Annotated in this window: 8 protein-coding genes; all 8 read right to left on the reverse strand. The window is 73.7% G+C overall.

Annotated features, from left to right (window positions below):
• Positions 1 to 74 precede the first annotated feature (74 nt).
• A complete protein-coding gene (locus tag AC1D2E_RS17845) occupies positions 75 to 1,595 on the reverse strand; it encodes a hypothetical protein (RefSeq protein WP_478198624.1) in 1,521 nt (506 codons plus the stop codon).
• A gap of 165 nt (positions 1,596 to 1,760) precedes the next feature.
• Positions 1,761 to 6,803, reverse strand: a complete 5,043-nt coding sequence (locus AC1D2E_RS17850; protein ID WP_478198625.1) for a hypothetical protein — start codon at positions 6,801 to 6,803, stop codon at positions 1,761 to 1,763.
• 42 nt (positions 6,804 to 6,845) lie between these two features.
• Positions 6,846 to 8,435, reverse strand: coding sequence for a hypothetical protein (locus AC1D2E_RS17855; protein WP_478198626.1), 1,590 nt, complete (start codon positions 8,433 to 8,435; stop codon positions 6,846 to 6,848).
• A 24-nt stretch (positions 8,436 to 8,459) separates the two neighbouring features.
• Positions 8,460 to 9,365, reverse strand: coding sequence for a hypothetical protein (locus AC1D2E_RS17860; RefSeq protein WP_478198627.1), 906 nt, complete (start codon positions 9,363 to 9,365; stop codon positions 8,460 to 8,462).
• On the reverse strand, positions 9,362 to 9,715 hold the full coding sequence (locus AC1D2E_RS17865; RefSeq protein ID WP_478198628.1) for a hypothetical protein: 354 nt from the start codon (positions 9,713 to 9,715) through the stop codon (positions 9,362 to 9,364). Before AC1D2E_RS17865 ends, AC1D2E_RS17860 begins: the two co-directional genes overlap by 4 nt.
• A gap of 18 nt (positions 9,716 to 9,733) precedes the next feature.
• A complete protein-coding gene (locus tag AC1D2E_RS17870) occupies positions 9,734 to 10,048 on the reverse strand; it encodes a hypothetical protein (protein WP_478198629.1) in 315 nt (104 codons plus the stop codon).
• A gap of 339 nt (positions 10,049 to 10,387) precedes the next feature.
• Positions 10,388 to 13,177 carry a phage tail protein gene (locus tag AC1D2E_RS17875; RefSeq protein WP_478198630.1) on the reverse strand — a complete coding sequence of 930 codons (2,790 nt, stop codon included), beginning with the start codon at positions 13,175 to 13,177 and terminating at the stop codon, positions 10,388 to 10,390.
• A gap of 237 nt (positions 13,178 to 13,414) precedes the next feature.
• Positions 13,415 to 15,682, reverse strand: a complete 2,268-nt coding sequence (locus tag AC1D2E_RS17880; RefSeq protein ID WP_478198631.1) for a putative baseplate assembly protein — start codon at positions 15,680 to 15,682, stop codon at positions 13,415 to 13,417.
• Positions 15,683 to 15,684 lie beyond the last annotated feature (2 nt).

Raw genomic sequence — 15,684 nt, forward strand, 5'->3', positions numbered from 1 at the left:
GGCCAGCACGGCCAGCGCGAGCGAATGCAGCGGCACGCGCAGCGCGGCGCGGATCGGCAGAGCCTCGGGCGCGTTCACGACGATGACGCCGGGGCGTCCCGGTAGTGGTAGGCGACCACGCGGCCGAACCACGGCAGCCAGCCGGGATCGATGTCGAGCCCGATGCGCCGCACCCGCAGATCGGTGGCCGCGAGCCGGAAATGCACGTCGGCATGGGTCGGCGTGAGGCTCAGCCAGCCGGGGCGCAGCACCAGGCTCGCAAGCCCGATGCGCGCGCCGCGACGCAGCCAGCGGCGCACCGCAGTCAGCCACAGGCGGGCCTGCTCGCTCGGGCTCGCCGCGGTCGCCAGCGCCTGCGCCAGCGGCATGGACGGCGCGCCGCGCGGCGCCGCCAGCAGCTCGCGCCACGACGCAGGCGCGTCCGCATCGATGCGACACGGCGGCGCCGGGCACGCGACCAATTGCCACATCGGGTCGTCGCCTGGGGCGTCGAGCCGTTCGAGCGCGGCGGAGAGGACCGCCCGGGTCCAGTCGGCCGGATCGGCCGAGGCCGCGCCGGCCCAGCGCGGCAGGCCGAGGCGCGCCAGCACCGGCAGCAGGAACAGCAGGCCGCCGCAAGCGGTGGGCGCCGCGTCGCAGCAGCCGCTCGCCGCGCCGACTTCGGCGGGCGTGATGGCGATGCCGTCCGGGGCTGCGCGCGACGCGTCCGATGCCGGTGCGGTAAACGATGCGAACACCGGCACGGTCGCGTCGAGCGGTCGCGCAAGCCGCCCGTCCGTCGCCCTCGCCAAGGGCCTTGCAGCAGGCCGAGCGGCCGGTGTGCCCGCTGGGAGCACCGGCGCAAGGCCGGCGCCGGCATCGGCTGCCATCGGTGTGTCCGGTGCAACCAGCGGGGGCGCCGAGACGAGCGGCCGGTGCCCCGCGTTCCATCCGCCCCCGGCCGCTTGCAGCAGGCATTCGAGCCATGGCGGCAGGCGGGACGCCGAGGGCCCGGCGCCGGCAGCGACGACGCCCGGCGCCTCCTCCCGCCTGTTCAGGCCCGACGCGCGCAGCAGCGCCTCGCCCAGGGCCGTCGGCACCATCGCTGYGAGCCTCCGCGCGCCGCCGCTGCGTGTCGCATGCAGCGCCCACGCCGGCAGCGCCACCGCCGCCTCGCCGGACAGGGCCACGGCGCGCGCGATGGCCCGGATGTTGTCCCCAGCGCTGGCGCCGACCCGGAATTCCGCCACTGCCAGGGGCCAGTACCACGCGGTACAGCCCCTGCCCTGCAGCAGCCGCCGCGTGAGCGCGACACGCGCATGCCATGCGCTGCGGAACGCCACGTGCTCGGCGGCCGCTGCATCGGCGCCGGCGCCGTCCGTCCACACCACGGCGCTGTCGGCGAAGCGGGCCTCGATCACGCGGGCGATGGTTTGCGACGAGGCCTGCCGGGGCAGCCGGCCCAGCGCCAGTCGCCGCACCAGCAGCAGCCGCGCGCCGGCATCGGGCAGGCTGGCGCAGCGCAGCGCGTCCTCGATCCGCACCACCGCGGCGCGCGCCGCCTCCTCGCTGCCGGCCACGAGCCGCAGGCGACGGGCGTGACGCTGTGTCAGCACAGCTCGTCCCCACGTCCGACGATTGCATGGGGCCGCTCAGCTGCGGCCGGCGAAGCCAGGCCCGTTGGTGGAACACCGCGGAACCGGCTTTGCCGGGCCGCCGGTGTTGCCCCCTCGAGGGGGGAGGCGGCTACACGAAGTGAGCAAGCAACGGGGGTGGGCATGCTATCGTCCGAACAAGGTGCGCTTGGCGCTGGCCGTCTTCATGCTCAGCATCGCGCCGTCGTCGAAATGAATCCGCACGTCGGTGCCGAGCTCGACCTGCATCGCCAACGTCTGCACCACCCGCGCCGAGATCTCGGCATTGCCGATGTCTTCCACCAGCGCCCGCGCCACCACCTGCTCGCCGCGGTAGGCCACGGCCTGCATGCCGACGCGCAGCTTCGAGGCGTCGATCGCCAGCAACGGGATGCGCGTGCCGACGACCACCGCCGGCATCGGCCGCGCCAGGCGGCCCGTGATGATGCGGTCGACCGGCGCATGGCTCGCGAGCAGCAGGCACATGCGCACCACGTCGTTGACCAGCGCCACCGCATCGGGCTTGTTCGGCTCGATCTGGCCGAACAGCCAGTCGACGTAGCCTTGCATCTGCTTGCGGTCCTCGAAGGCGATCTCCGACCAGCGCGGCAGGCTCGCGAGGTTGCGCAGGTTGGGCGCGGCGTCGAACTCCGACAGCGTCTCGGCCCACTGCAGCCGCAGCGCCGGCAGCACGGCCGAGAACTCGGCGTGCAGGCAGACCGCGATGCTGCGGATGTTCTCGAGTTCGGCCGCGGCGCTGCGCGCGACGTCCGCGCGGCCGTGGCCGCCGTCGGCCAGGTCGGCGAAGGACACCACCTGCTCGGCCTGCACGCGCTGGCCCTGCCAGGTGAGGCCGGCGAGGGCCGCGAGGTCGAGCGCCTGCATCGCCGCGATGCGCGGCGCCAGCGCCTGCACCTGCCGCGTCGCGACACCGGCGATGGCCTGGCTGATCTTCGTCACGCCCGCGGTGGCGGCGACGATCGGCGTCGCCAGCCCCGACAGCGCGCGGGTCTTGGCCACCTGCACCATGCGCAACAGCGGCTCCGAGCGGTCGAGCCGCTGCAGGATCGGCGGCGCGGCGACGAACCAGTTGGCCGGCGCTTCGCGCACCACGCGCATCATGTCGGCGATCTCGTCGGGCACATCGGGATGCGCGCGCAGGCAGGCCGGCACCGGCGCCTCGAGCAGGCCGGGGTCGACCGAATGGGTCGGCGTGGCCAGCAGGTTCTCGACCTCGCGCGGACGCACGAAGGCCAGGAACTTGACCTCGTCGGCCAGCACCCGGATGCGGTTCGCGTTGACCGCATCGAGCCGCTCGCTTTCCTCGGCCAGCAGCGAGCGCGCGACGCTGACGTCGTGCCGGGCCTCGGCCAGCGCGTCGGCGACATCGACCAGCCGCGTGCCGACCTCGGCCAGCGCGCCGCGCACGCCGGTGGCCGCGGCATTGCAGACGCCGAGCGCATCGCGGTAGAGCTTGATGCGGCCCTCCATCTTGCGCATCAGCGCCACCACATGGTCGGACAGGTCGGTGCTGTCGGAGAACATCGCGCCCTCGTCCGGATCGCCGGTGGTCTGGCCGGCCGGCAGCCGCGTCGGCACCTTGAGCAGCGCCGCGAGCAACGGCCGCTTGACCAGGAAATCGGTGAAAGGCCGCTCGAGCGGCGGCGGCCCGCCCTCCGGCGGCTTCAGGTCGTCGAGGAAGGTGTCGCCGTCGAGCCCGCGCATCGACACGTCCTGGAACAGGCCCGGCGTGACGCCGCCATCCTCCGCGGTCAGCGTGTCGGCCAGCCGCACCAGCGACAGCACCGCCTCGTAGCGCGAGGAGGTGGCGTAGTCGCGCGCCTCCTTCGACTTGGGGTCTTCGAGCCGCTTGGCGATGGTGGTGGTGCGGATGAAGGCGCTGCCGGTCAGCGGGTCGGCGTTGGCGACGTCGGAAGGCGACGGCGGTGCCGGCGCCGCGGCCCTGCCGCCGCCGATGCCGATCACCTGGATGTCGCCGAGCGCGCGCGTGTCGAACAGCTCCGCCCTGCTGCCGATGCTGCCGGCCAGGCCGGTCGAGATCGGCAGCTTGACCGTTGCCGTGTCGCCCAGCGTGGTGCCGATCACGCCGGTGCCGAGCCGCGTGCCGACGCTGCCGCCGACCGAGATCACGCCGGTGTCGATGCGGGTGGCGAGCGGCGCGGCGAGCAGGCTGCCCGCACGCGTGCCGGCGGTGGTGGCCGCCGCCGCACCGGCGACCGCGCGCACCGCGGCGGCCGGCGCCGCGCTCGGCGGGGTCGCGACCACCTTCTTCTTCAGGTCGGCGATGAAGCTGGAGATCTGCTCCTGCGAAGCGGTCGCGGTCTCGGCCTGGGCGATCGTCGCCAGCACCGGGGAGACCGCGAGCCGGGTCGCCGCGGTGGTGCCCAGCATCAGCTGGCGCACGCGGTAGACGTCGGTCTGCACCTTCACGAAGCCGTAGTCGACCAGGTCGTCGGCGCGGTCGGTGCGCGACTTCAGATAGGCCGAGAAGCCGTCGATGCCCAGCAGGTAGAGCTGCATGCGCTCGTGGGCCGACAAGACCTGCAGCGCCGGGTGCGCGAACAGGTCGTCGAGCGCCGCCACCTTGCCATTGATCGAGGCGGCCGACGGCGCGCGCAACTGCGCGGCGGTCAGCAGGTGCCAGCCCGGATTGGTGGTCGGTCCGCCGCCGGGCGCATCGGTGACCGCAATCCAGGGACGCTCGGTGATCGGCGCGCCGGTGGCGGCGGTGCTCAATGCGCCCGCGGGGCCGAACACCGCGAAGCCGTCGAACTGCATGAAATCGAGCGCCGTGAAGGCCGCGCCGTTGGGCAGGTCGAGCGCCGACAGCGCGATCGACAGGCGGGCCCAGCCGCCCGGCTGCGGCAGCGGTCCGGCATAGACGCCGGCATGCGCATCGGCGACGTTCGACGGGATCTGGTTCCAGCCCCAGTAGGCGCGCCGCGCGATGTTGCCGTCGCGCACCCGCCACTGCAGCTGAATCTCGCGCGGCGGGTCGTTGGGGTCGAGGTAGACCCAGGCGTACAGGCTCTCGGTCGGCTGCACGGCGAAGGCCGGCGGCCGCGGCGCCGGCGCCAGCGCGATGTCGTAGCTGTGGAAGTGCAGGCCCTTGGCCGGCGCATCCGCATGGCCGCCCGAGATGAAAGACGGCGCCGCGGGCGTCGCCGGCAGCACGCCCAGCATGGGCTCGAACGGGGTCCACAGGTCGTTGGCGGTCAGCATCTCCCAGCCGTCGTCGCCGAAGCGCTGGGCACCGTCGGGCAGCACGTTGCAGAACCACTTGCGTTCGCTGGCGCCGCTGCCGCTGCCGGTCATGCCGTAGGCGGCGCGGCCGTCGAACAAGGTGAAGACCATGCCGTCGAGGGTGGCGTTGGCGACGCCGACGCTGGCCGCCGGCACCTCGAGCCGCACCCAGCCGCCCAGCACCGGCAGCTCGCCGATGCGCCGGCGCGAGGCGGTGCCGTCGGTACCGAAGGCGATCAGGTTCTCGCCCCAGTAGGCGCGATGCTCCCAGTCGGCGCCGGCCACGTGCCACTGCAGCATCAGCGTGCGCGGCGGATGGTCGGGGTCGAGGTTGACCCAGCAGTAGAGAGGGTCGCCGCCAGGCGCCAGCGTTTGCGTGGCACGCTCGAAGTAGTGCTGGTGCAGGCCCGCGACCAGCCGGCTGCGGTGGCCGCCACCCGCCGGCGCCGGGCCCCAGGGCGACAGCGTTTCGGTTTCGACCGCATCGTCGTCATCGTTCCAGGCCACCACCTGCGGCGGCTGGCCGTCGAGCCCGTGCTTGAGCACCGACTGCCGCACGCGCAGGCCCTGGCGCAAGCCCAGCGTGCGCGAACGGACCCGCAGGAAACGATCGAGCGTGCGCTGGAATTCCGGGTCGGGGGTCTCGTTGGTGATCAACAGCCGCGGCTCCCACGAAGCCAGCGGCACCGGCACCAGCAGCCGCACGCTCTCCGTGGCCTGCATGTCGAGCGGTGCCAGCGCCGCATTGGCACGCGCCGCGATGTCGAGTTGCTCGACCGGCACCGGCACCGCGTCGATGTCGAAGCCGGCCGGGAAGAAGGCGCTGCGGCGCGTCACCGGTTCGTAGCAGTTGCGCGGCAGCAGTCCCATCGGCGGCAGGAAGCCCGGGAACGAAGTCGCCAATTGCTCGGGCGCGAGCGCGGCGTCGGCGGACAGCGCGGCGACCTCCTCGGCGAACTGCTCGATGCGCGCCTGCTGCAGCGAGGGCAGCCGGCTGCTGGCCACCAGCAGCGGCGCACCGGCGGTGCCGGTGGCCAGTTGCAGCCGGGCGTTGCGCGCCAGGCCGCCGCGGCGCACCACGCTCGCGCGATCGGCCCACAGCGGCTGCTCGGTGGCGAGGTCGAGTTGCACCAGCGCCACCGGCACGCCCCAGCCCTCCCACGGCAGGGCGCTGGCGGCGGCCAGTTCGGCCTCGGCCTCGAAGATGGTCCAAGCCAGCGCATTGCGCGCGCCCGGGCCGGGCGCCGGCAAGGCGCGCCATTCGCTCGGCCACACGTACCAAAGCAGTCGCACCGCGTCGCCGATGCGCCAGTCCTCGAACACGCTCGGGTCGCCGGTGCTGCCCTCGTCGCAGGCCGACCGCTCGCACGGGTCCTCGGGATCGAACTCGGAGGTGTCGGCCAGGGCCGGCTGCAGCAGCAGGATCCCGGTGCTCGGCAGGGCCGCCCGCGAAGCGGCGGACAGCGCGCCGAGCGCGGCGCCGATCTCGCGCGGGTTCAGCGAACCGTCGGCCGTGGGTGCGCCAACGCCGCTGCCGTCGTCGAAGAAGCCCGGCGGAGCGACCACCGGCAGGTCGGCCAGCGTGGTGGAGAGCGGCTGGCGCAGCACCGCGTCCTCGCCGGTCACCGCGAGCCCGCGGCCGCTGGCGATGTGCACCGCGACGTCGGCGAAGCGCGTGCCGCCCGTGGCGCCCCGCACCACGGCCTCGAAGCCGTCGACCGTGCCGGGCACCCAGTCCTGGCCGCGCTGCGCGATGTGGCCGGCCTGCCAGGCCTGGCGCTGCGCCAGCGCGCCGGCCGACAGCGCGCGGCCGGCGAAGAGGTTGAGCCGCCGCTGCCAGAAGGTGGAGGCATCGGTCGCGTTCTCGGGCGACAGCGCCAGCACTCTTTCACCGGCAAGCGGCGTGGCGATGGGTCGGATGGCCATGGCGGTTCCTTGTGGCGTGCTCGGTGATCGGGGCGGTCGCGTTCAGGCGGGCTTCTTGTGCGCCGCCTTCTTTGCCGCGGCCCGCGACGAAGCCTTGGGGCTGGTCGACCGCGAAGCCGGCTCGACGCCCGACGCCCGGGTGGTCTTCTTGGCTGAGGCCTTCTTCGCGGCCGCTGCCTTGGGCGCAGCGGATGGCACGGCGACCCGCACGGCGCGCGGCGCGGCGGGTGCGGGCGCCGGCGTCGGTCCGCCGATCACCGCCAGCGGCGTGCCGGCCAGGTCGTCGCGGTAGGCCAGGTTGCGCCGCCGCACGTACCAGAGGCGAGGCAGGTTGGCCAGCCGCGTCCACTCGGCATCCGAAGGCGCCGGCGCCGGAAGCGGCAGGGGCAGCCGCAGCCGCGTGAGGATCTCCAGCGGCTTGCGCAGCGCGACCTGGTTCGGTGCCGCGGGACGGAGCGTGCGCACCCGCGACTCGAGCCGCGCGATCACCGCGCGCCATTCGGCGCGCGGGACCGGCGCCAGCACCAGCACCGCGGTGCGGTCGAGCGCGGCCTCGCTGTCCTGCAGGTCGATCGGCGGCAGCGCGAGCGACTCTTCCACCAGCGCGGGCAGCTCGTCCTCCGGGATCACCGAGAAGTCGACATCCACCTCCGTGGGGAAGTAGCGCTGCGTGAAATCGCTGGTGGCGATGATGCCGGGCGGCAGCGGGCCGGCCGGCGGCAGCGCCTCGAACTGCGTCGCCGCCGGGAAGCTGCGGCCGCCGAGCTGGCGCGTCACGTCCTCCAGGTGGGTGGTGTGCTGCATCAGGTGCGCGAGCCGCAGCGCGCGCGGCGYGAAACCCAGGCCCGGCAGGTCGCCGCGGTCGGCGCCGAGTTCGCGCCGCACCATCGCCTCGTCGATCCAGACCAGCCTGTTGCCTTCGAGCGCCAGCATCGCGAGCGGCAGCAGGCCCGAAGCCACCGCCGCATTGCCGCCCTGCACGAAGATCGTCCGCGCCGCATGCGCGCGGCGGGCCTGCAGCGCATCGGCGGCGCCGTCGTCCTGCCACGGCACCAGCGTCACGGCGGTGGCCTCGATCACGTCGCCGTCCTCCACCGTGCGCGGGCCGGTCAGCGTGGTCGGATAGGCGCCGATCGGATTGGCCGTGTACTCCACCGGCCGCAGCGCCAGCACGAAGAGGCCGGTGCGGCTGCGCATCGGCGCCGCCGGAATGCGGCCGAGGCCGAAGCGCGCCGACAGCTGCTCGGCCAGCGGCAGGTCGCTCAAGTTGATGCGCAGGTCGGCCGGCAGCAGCACCAGCTCGCCGGTCGGCGTGATGCCCTGCCCGGCGCCGATGACGAGTTGCGAGGCGCTGTCGCCGATGTTGACCTGCAAGCCGGTCGCCACGCCCGAGCCGGCCGCGCGACCGAGGTCGGCTTCGCGCGTGAGGAAGTACTGCTGGTCCTTGATCAGGTCGCGCGCCGCCAGGAAACGGCCATCGAAATAGCGCGGCCGCTCGCGCCGCGCGTCCTCCACCAGCACGCCGCTGCTGCGCAGCCGGCGCACCTCGTCGAGGGCGATCTGTTCGCGCGAGGCGCCGCGCGCGACGTTCGAGAAGTTCGAGCTGCGCGAATCGAGGAAGGAGGTGGCCATGGCGGGCTCCGGAAGGCTGGGGAATCAAAGGCCCGCCGACTGCCACAGCAATGGCATCGAGGGCAGGAAGCGGCGCGAGAAGTTGTCGACCAGCGGCACGTCGGCCGTGCGCTGCGGCGGGTTGGCGGCGCCGACCGGCAGCAGCACGCGGGCGATGAAGACCGCGCTGGTATCCAGGTTCGGCGGATGCTCGGGCCCCGGCGGCAGCCCCTGCGCGGTGCCGCCGACGTGGCCGCTCGCGACATAGCCGCCGAGCACGGCATCCTGCGCCGCCGCACTTCGCTCGCTCGCGCTGCCGGTGCCGAGCAGCGGGCCGGCCGGCGGCAGCGGCAGGCCGGCCTGGGTGTCCGAGAGACCGGTGCGCGGCACCATCATCAGTTCGTAGGCATCGCGGATGCGTGAGGTCGACACCGCGTTGAGCGCGTCGAAAGGGCCGGCCGCGAAGCTCGGCGTCAGGCCCACTGCGCACTGGGCGAAGCGCAGGTAGACATCGGCCACCACGGCGCGCGCGGGCAGCGCCGGATTGGCTGCGAGGAAGCGCGCCGAAACGAAGCGCTGCAGGTTGCCGTAGGCGCTGGTGCGCAGCGTATCGCCGCCGTCGGCGGCCGCGACATCGGCGAACCAGTCGGCCAGCCCGCGGCAGGCCGGACGCGGCAGCTCGACCAGGCGGCCGAGCCGGTCGACCGCGACGCCGGGCCGCACCCGCACCTCCTCGGCCTGGGTCGCGCTCTGCGGCTGGTGCTCGACCGCGAGCCCGGCCAGCGTGCCGCCGCCGGCCAACAGCGACAAGGCGAGCGCGAGGCGGCCGCGGTGGTAGGTCTGCTCGTCGCTGAAGTCCTGCGCGTCGAGCAGCATGCCGGTGGCATAGGCCGGCCGCTCGGCGCGCGGCTGCGCGAACAGCGGGTCGGCCGCGGTGGCCAGGATGGTCATGGCTTTCTCCTCTTGCTTTTGCGTGCCGGGGTCGGCTTGGGCGCGGGCGGCACCGGACCGGCGTCGCGCACGACCAGTGGCGAGACCAGCGGACCGGCGATGACGGGGCCGGTGATGGGCGGGCGCACCGGGTCGACGACCGGCCCCACCACCGGCGGCCGCACGATCGGCGGATCGATCGGCGGCAGCACGCGGTCGCGTACCAGCACCACGATCTGGTGGGGCTGCGAGCGCACGCCGTTCCTGTCCTCGACCACCAGCTGGAAGCGATGGCTGCCCGCAGGCAGGCCGTCCACGTCGATGCCGGGGACATCGGTGGTGACGGGCCTGCCGATCGTGAAGGCGACCATGGTGCGTCCCCGTCGTCCTCAGGTGCCCGGGCCGACGTAGGTCCAGACGTACTTGACCACCTTGCCGCCGCCGACGTCGAAGGACTTCTCGCCGCTGAGCTTGAAGCTGGTGCCCGAGGCCACGGTCTGCGGCCCCTGGAGTACCGCGGTCGGGGCCGCCTGGTCGGCGATGATGACCACGATCTGGTCGGGCTTGGACTCGTTGCCCGAGTCGTCGACCACGATCAGCCGGAAGATCTGCCGGCCCACCGGCAACGGCTTGTCGGGGCTCACCGTGACTTCGATCACCGCCTCGGCGGTGCTGATGTCGGTACCGATCACGAATTCAGCCATGTGGTTTCTCCTGGGTTGAAAGGAATCTTGGATGCGTGGTCGTGTCCCTTGGGGCGGGCGCCCGGCACGCGGTACGGGCCGAACGTATCAGCGGTGGCGGGCGGTATGCCCTGGGCCGGCCGTTGAGGCACCGCCGAGCAGCGCAGCGGTGCGCGGATCAGGGCTCGCGACTGTTTGAGCCGAAGGCGAGTTTGAGCGAGACCCCGCGTACCGCGAGCAGCGCAGGGCAGCCCGAAGGGCCGGTGACGTCGGCCGGCCCAGGGCATACCGCCCGCCGCCGCCGTCCACGCAACGTAGAACGCCATTCGTCCCAAGAAGAGTTTCATGACACTCCCGGGTTCAGTCCTGCGGCGGCAAGAGCCGCCACCGGTATTCGGTGATGCGTCGCCCTTCAGGCGCACGCGACCCACTGCCATCCAGCACGAAGCTGGTGCCCGCCGGCACCGCGCGGTCGCGCCCCGCATCGGCCACCGGCGGCCCGACCTGCGCGCCGGTGTTGCCGGCGAGCCGCGGGTCGAGCACGCCGGGCCCGATGAGCCGATCCCCGAGGCCGATCGAGGACACACCGACCCGCACCGGCCGCGGTCGGCGCGGCGGCCCGAGGTAGGTGTCGACCCCGACCAGGCTGGCGATGCCCACCAGCAGCGGCCAGGTCGCGCCCACCACGCGCACCAAGACATGGGCCGGCGCTTCGAGCTGCGCGATGCGGCGGATCAGCGCGAAGTCCTGCGGCTCGAGCTCCTGGTGCACCAGCACCGTGGCGCGATGGGCCAGTCGGCCGAGGAAGTCGAGCGCGGCCGCGTCCTCGCTGTCGCTGGTCGCGACATCGGCGTACAGCGCCGCGAGCTCCGCGCCTTCGCTGCTGCCGACGAACAGCGTGTCGCCGACGATCGAGTTGCCGCTCTGGTGCAGGCCGGGCAGCAGCGGATCGTGCGCATCGCTCATGTCGACGCCGAGCAGCGTGGCCAGGATGCGGCGCAGCCTGAAGTCCTCGACCACCACGATCTCGCCGCCGCGCACCGCACCGCCGCTGGCGACGTCGAGCGCCAGCCGCAAGCCGTCGCGGGTGCCGTGGCGGCGCGCCAGATCGGGGGCGGCGCGCAGCCATTCGCGCCGCCGGTCGGCGGGCAGCGCAGGATCGAAGGCGACACCGATCCAGGCCCCCAGCCATTCGAGATTCGGCTCCGGCACCCCTTGCGGATCGCTCAGCAGATGGGCCACCGCCACGCGGTCCTCCAGCTGGGTGAGCACGCCCTCGAAGTTCGCGACCAGTCGCGCATTGAAGTCCGTCGGCGTGGCCTGCGGCAGGTAGATCGCGATGAAGTCCACCGGCACCGCGCCCTGTGTGTCGGTCTCGCGGCGCAGCCGCCAGGCGCTCGCGGCATCGTGCAGCAGCCAGGCCTGGCCCGCGCGCTCGACCGTCACCGAAACCGCCGCGCCGGGCCGGACGCCGGCCAGCATCAGCCGGGCGCGCACCGTGTCGTCAAGCGCGCCGCCGGCATCCAGCGCTGCCGCGTGCGCGATCTCGATGCGGCCGGCGCCGACTCCGGGCGCGAGCGCCGCATCGCCGAACAGGCTCTCGCGATAGACCCGCGGAAGGTAGCGGTCGACGTAGGAGAAGCGGCTGGCCCAGGCGCGCAGCGCAACGATCTCGGGGCTGGCGCGGCCATCGCCCGACAGCACCACGCGCAACCACAGGTAGCGTCCCTGCAGCGTGCGCACGCGCCGGCGGCTGGCCTGCACCAGCACGCCGAACAGGCCGCGCTGGCCGGGTACGCGATCGCCGGACAGCAAGCCCGGATGGCCGGCCAGTTCGCTCGGCGCCCGGTCCCACGCGGCGTTCGGCACCTGTGGGCCGCCTGCGCCCTCGTCGATGGCGGCGGCCTCGCGGCCGAAAGCATGCGGATGCCATTGCGTGCCGTCGTCGTCGGCCGGCGGCCGGGCGACATTGGTCGCGGCCAGCCAGACCACGAAGCCGCAGTGCGGCGGAATCACGGCTTCGGCATTGAGCCGGTGCCAGACGGTGGTGGTGTCGCCGCTGTCGATCAGCGAGGCACGGAAATCGTCACCCGCCGCGGCGAGGAAATTGCGCGCCTCGCCGCGCCGCGCCGAGGTCTGGTAGGACAGCGCATGGAGAGGCTCGGCCCGACGCGCCGCCACCGGGTAGCGGGGCGGCTGGCCGTCCTCGCGCACGCCGCCGCAGAACGAGGCCTCGCGCGCCTCGGCGTTGAGCGGAAAGACCTCGCCGAGCGGCACCACGCGGCGCTGCGCATCCGCGGCCGCGAGATCGAAGGCCGGTGCATCGCGCCGGCCGGGCACGCGCAGCGCGATCCGGTCGCCGTCGAGCGTGGCGAGCGAATAGGCATAGGCGGCACCGTCGAGCTGCAGCGGCGCCTCGAAGCGGGCCTCGGCCGCATTCCAGCGCCGCACCGCCGCACTGCCCTCGCCGTCCAGCCAGCACAGCAGCATCGGCCCCCCGGTCCGGTCGTCGGCGATCGCGAGCAGGCGCTCGCTGGCGCCCAACGCCAGCGTCGCGAACAGCTCGAGCGTCGGCGGGCAGCCGTTCTCGGGTTCCGGCCGGAACACCTGCGGGCCGTACATGTCGGTGGTCGGCGTCTGCGCCCGCAGCGGCTGGCCGTGCAGCCGCGCGATGCGGCCACTGGTGCGTTCGAGCACCCACGCGCCGTCCGCGGCGATCGGCGCCACCCGCCAGGCGACGAAATCCTCGAGCGATACCGGCAGGTCGGCCCAGCGGCCGCGCAGGTCGTGCAGCAGCAGACCGCCGGCCCGCACGATCAGCAGCACGCCGTCATGGACGACGCAAAGATCGCTCGGCGTCTCGTCAAGGTCGAGCAGCAGGACGTCGTCGGGCAGCGGCCCGTGCACCACCACGCCGCGCACGCCACCGTCCCAGCTGGCCACGCATTCGAGCGCATCGACCGCGCGCGGCACCTCCTCCAGCGCGGCCTGCGCGGCGGTGAAAGCCGCGGCGGGCGCGAGCGCCGGCAGCAACGTACGTTCGGAGGCCAGCCGCAGCGCCGCGCAAGCGCCCGCGACGCCGGCATGCCGCAGGTCGGGCCATGCAGCCCGGTCCGCGAGCTGCCAGAAGCGAAGGCCGTTGGCATCCATGTCAGTGCCCGCCCGGCCGCCCGAAGGGCGTTGAGCGCCCCCTGCGGGGGCAGCAATACACGAAGTGATGCGCGTGGGGGCTTTTCATGTCAGTGCTCCACCACGTGATCGCGTGACCCGCGACGCATGAAACCGGCGCAGCCAAATGCCAGGGATACCGCGGAACCGGCTTTGCCGGGCCGCCGGTATCGCCCCCTCGAGGGGGAGGCGCCGCAGGCGCTTCGGGGGTGTTTCATCTCAGCAGACCTCCGGCACAACGGGGACCGCGACTGCGTTGTCATCGGCGAATGGATTCGGCAGCGCCGACAGATCTCGCGGCGGCGAATCGCCCTCGACCGCCACCACCGCCAGCAGCTCGGGCAATTGCCACGCCAGCAGCGTCAGGATCTGCGCGCCGTCCGAGGCGATCGAAGGCAGCGCCTGCCAGGCATCGCCGTTGCGCTGGAACAGCGTGATGCCGCGCAGCTCGTCGACACCGTCGACGCGCGACACCTCAACCTCGAGCTCGCGGCTGCGCACCGCGCGGCCCAGCGGCCAGCCCTTCTGGTCGAGCCCGCCCGGCGCCAGCGGCCACAGCAGGCGGCGCAGCGATTCGCGCACGTCGAGCAGCACCTTGTCGCGCGCGAAGCCGTCGCGCAGCCGCACCGCGACCGCGATGCCCAGCGCCACGTAGTCGCAGCCGATGACGTACAGCTCGGTGGCCAGCGGCACCCGCACCGACAGATGCGCATGCAGCCGCTCGATGAAGGGCCGGTCGGGCCGCGGGTTCGGCGCCGGCTGCAGCGGCGCGGCCGGCAAGCCCATCACGCTGACCACGCCCGGCACGTTGAAGCGCCGGTCGGCGGGCTTGAAGCGCGGCAGCACCTCAATGCGGCCGACCTCGATGCCGGGCGCCTCCTCGGCCAGACGGCGGTAGTCTTCCTCGGTCACCGCGCGGTCCCGATGGCGCAGCATCGCGGGGATGCGGCGCTCCGCCAGCGCCAGCGTCTCGGCATCCTCGCCGCCCTCGGCCGCCAGCGGCTGCTGCACCGCGATCGCCGGTGCCGCGCGCCCGTCGATGCGCGTCGCTCGCAGCTCGCCCATGCTGCCGGGCGGCAGGTTGCCGGCGCGGCCACCGCCAAAGCGCCCGCTCGCCAGCCGCACCCGCATCTCGCGCTCGGGCACGCGGCCGCGCACGCCATCGCCGAACAGCAGCGTGCCGGCCTCGGCATCGAGCTGGAACACGCGGGCCTCGCGCGCTACCGCCGCGTCGGCGCTGATCGCAGCCAGGTCGTCGACCGCGGTCCAGGAGCGGTAGCCCTGCCCCGGCTCCTCCACCTGCACCACCAGCGACGAAGGATCGACGGAGCCGAAGGGCAGCGAGAAGGTCTGCGAGCCGCCACCGGTCGAAGCGCCGAGCACGCGCGCCGTCACCGTGGTGCGCTGGTCGACCTCGGCCGCATTGACGCCGAGCCAGGCGAGCTTCAGCGACGCCACGCTTTCACCCGGCTTCGGCCGCAGGCGCAGCCAGGCGACCACGCGCCCCGCGCGATCCGGATCGTCGAGCCGAGGCGGCGCATCGCCCACACCGGCGAGCGGATTGACGCCGACATCGTTGGGCGGCGCCCAGATGTCGCGCTGGCCCGGCAGCTGCAAGCGCAGCGTGCCGGCGCGCGCCAGGCCACCGCTGCTGTCGGTGCCGGGTTGCACGCCGAGCGTCAGGTAGTCGGTCGCGAAGCCGCTCGCGCCTTGCGTCGTCAGTTCCCACAGCACCGGCACCGGCGCAGGCGTGGCGACGTCCTCGAAGGGCGCCGGCATCGTGAGCGCCGGCACCACGCCGACCGACAGCAGCGCCGGCAAGCCGCCGCCGCCGGTGCCCATCGCCAGCGTGACCGCGGCGTTGACGGCCGGTTGGTCCACCGGCCGCGGCGCGACAGGCGCCAGCAGCGCGACCCACAGCGCGCGGTCGGCGCTCTGGCCGAAGACATCGAGCCCGCCAGGCACCGCCCTGCCCTCGGCGAACACCGGCGTGGTCTCGTAGCCCTGCGGCGTGCCCGCGATGCCGTGGATGCGCGCCAGGCCCTGCAGCACCTCGGCGCGATCGGCGCGCTCCTGCGGGCTCAGGCGGCGCTTGATGTAGGCCTCGCCGCTGAGCGGCAGCACGGTCGTCTCGGCCAGCGTCTCGAAGGGCAGGGCCGCCTTCACGCTGCCATAGGGCGCCAGCGTATGGGCGCCGAGTTCGGTCGGCTGCGCGAAGCCCAGGCTGACGATGGCGCGGGCAGGCTGTGCGGGCTTCAGGCCCATGCCCAGCAGCTTCAGGAACACCAGCCGCTGCCGTTCGGGGATCAGGTTGGCGCGGTACAGCAGCGCATCGCCGAGCCAGGCGAAGAGCTCGATCAGCGTCCGGCCCGGATCGCCGAGCCGCGGGTTGGTCCACTCCGGCGTGTGCGCCGGGATGCGCGCGATCAGGTCCTCGACCAGGTCGTCGAAGCGTCTGTCGTCGAGTGAAGGCGGCAGGATGGGCATGG

The organism is Variovorax sp. P1_H2 (assembly GCF_056405295.1).

Coding starts and splice junctions, on each gene's coding strand:
- AC1D2E_RS17875 (WP_478198630.1), bottom strand. CDS start 13,177: ATGGATGCCAACGGCCTTCGCTTCTGGCAGCTCGCGGACCGGGCTGCA.
- AC1D2E_RS17870 (WP_478198629.1), bottom strand. CDS start 10,048: ATGGCTGAATTCGTGATCGGTACCGACATCAGCACCGCCGAGGCGGTG.
- AC1D2E_RS17865 (WP_478198628.1), bottom strand. CDS start 9,715: ATGGTCGCCTTCACGATCGGCAGGCCCGTCACCACCGATGTCCCCGGC.
- AC1D2E_RS17880 (WP_478198631.1), bottom strand. CDS start 15,682: ATGCCCATCCTGCCGCCTTCACTCGACGACAGACGCTTCGACGACCTG.
- AC1D2E_RS17860 (WP_478198627.1), bottom strand. CDS start 9,365: ATGACCATCCTGGCCACCGCGGCCGACCCGCTGTTCGCGCAGCCGCGC.
- AC1D2E_RS17850 (WP_478198625.1), bottom strand. CDS start 6,803: ATGGCCATCCGACCCATCGCCACGCCGCTTGCCGGTGAAAGAGTGCTG.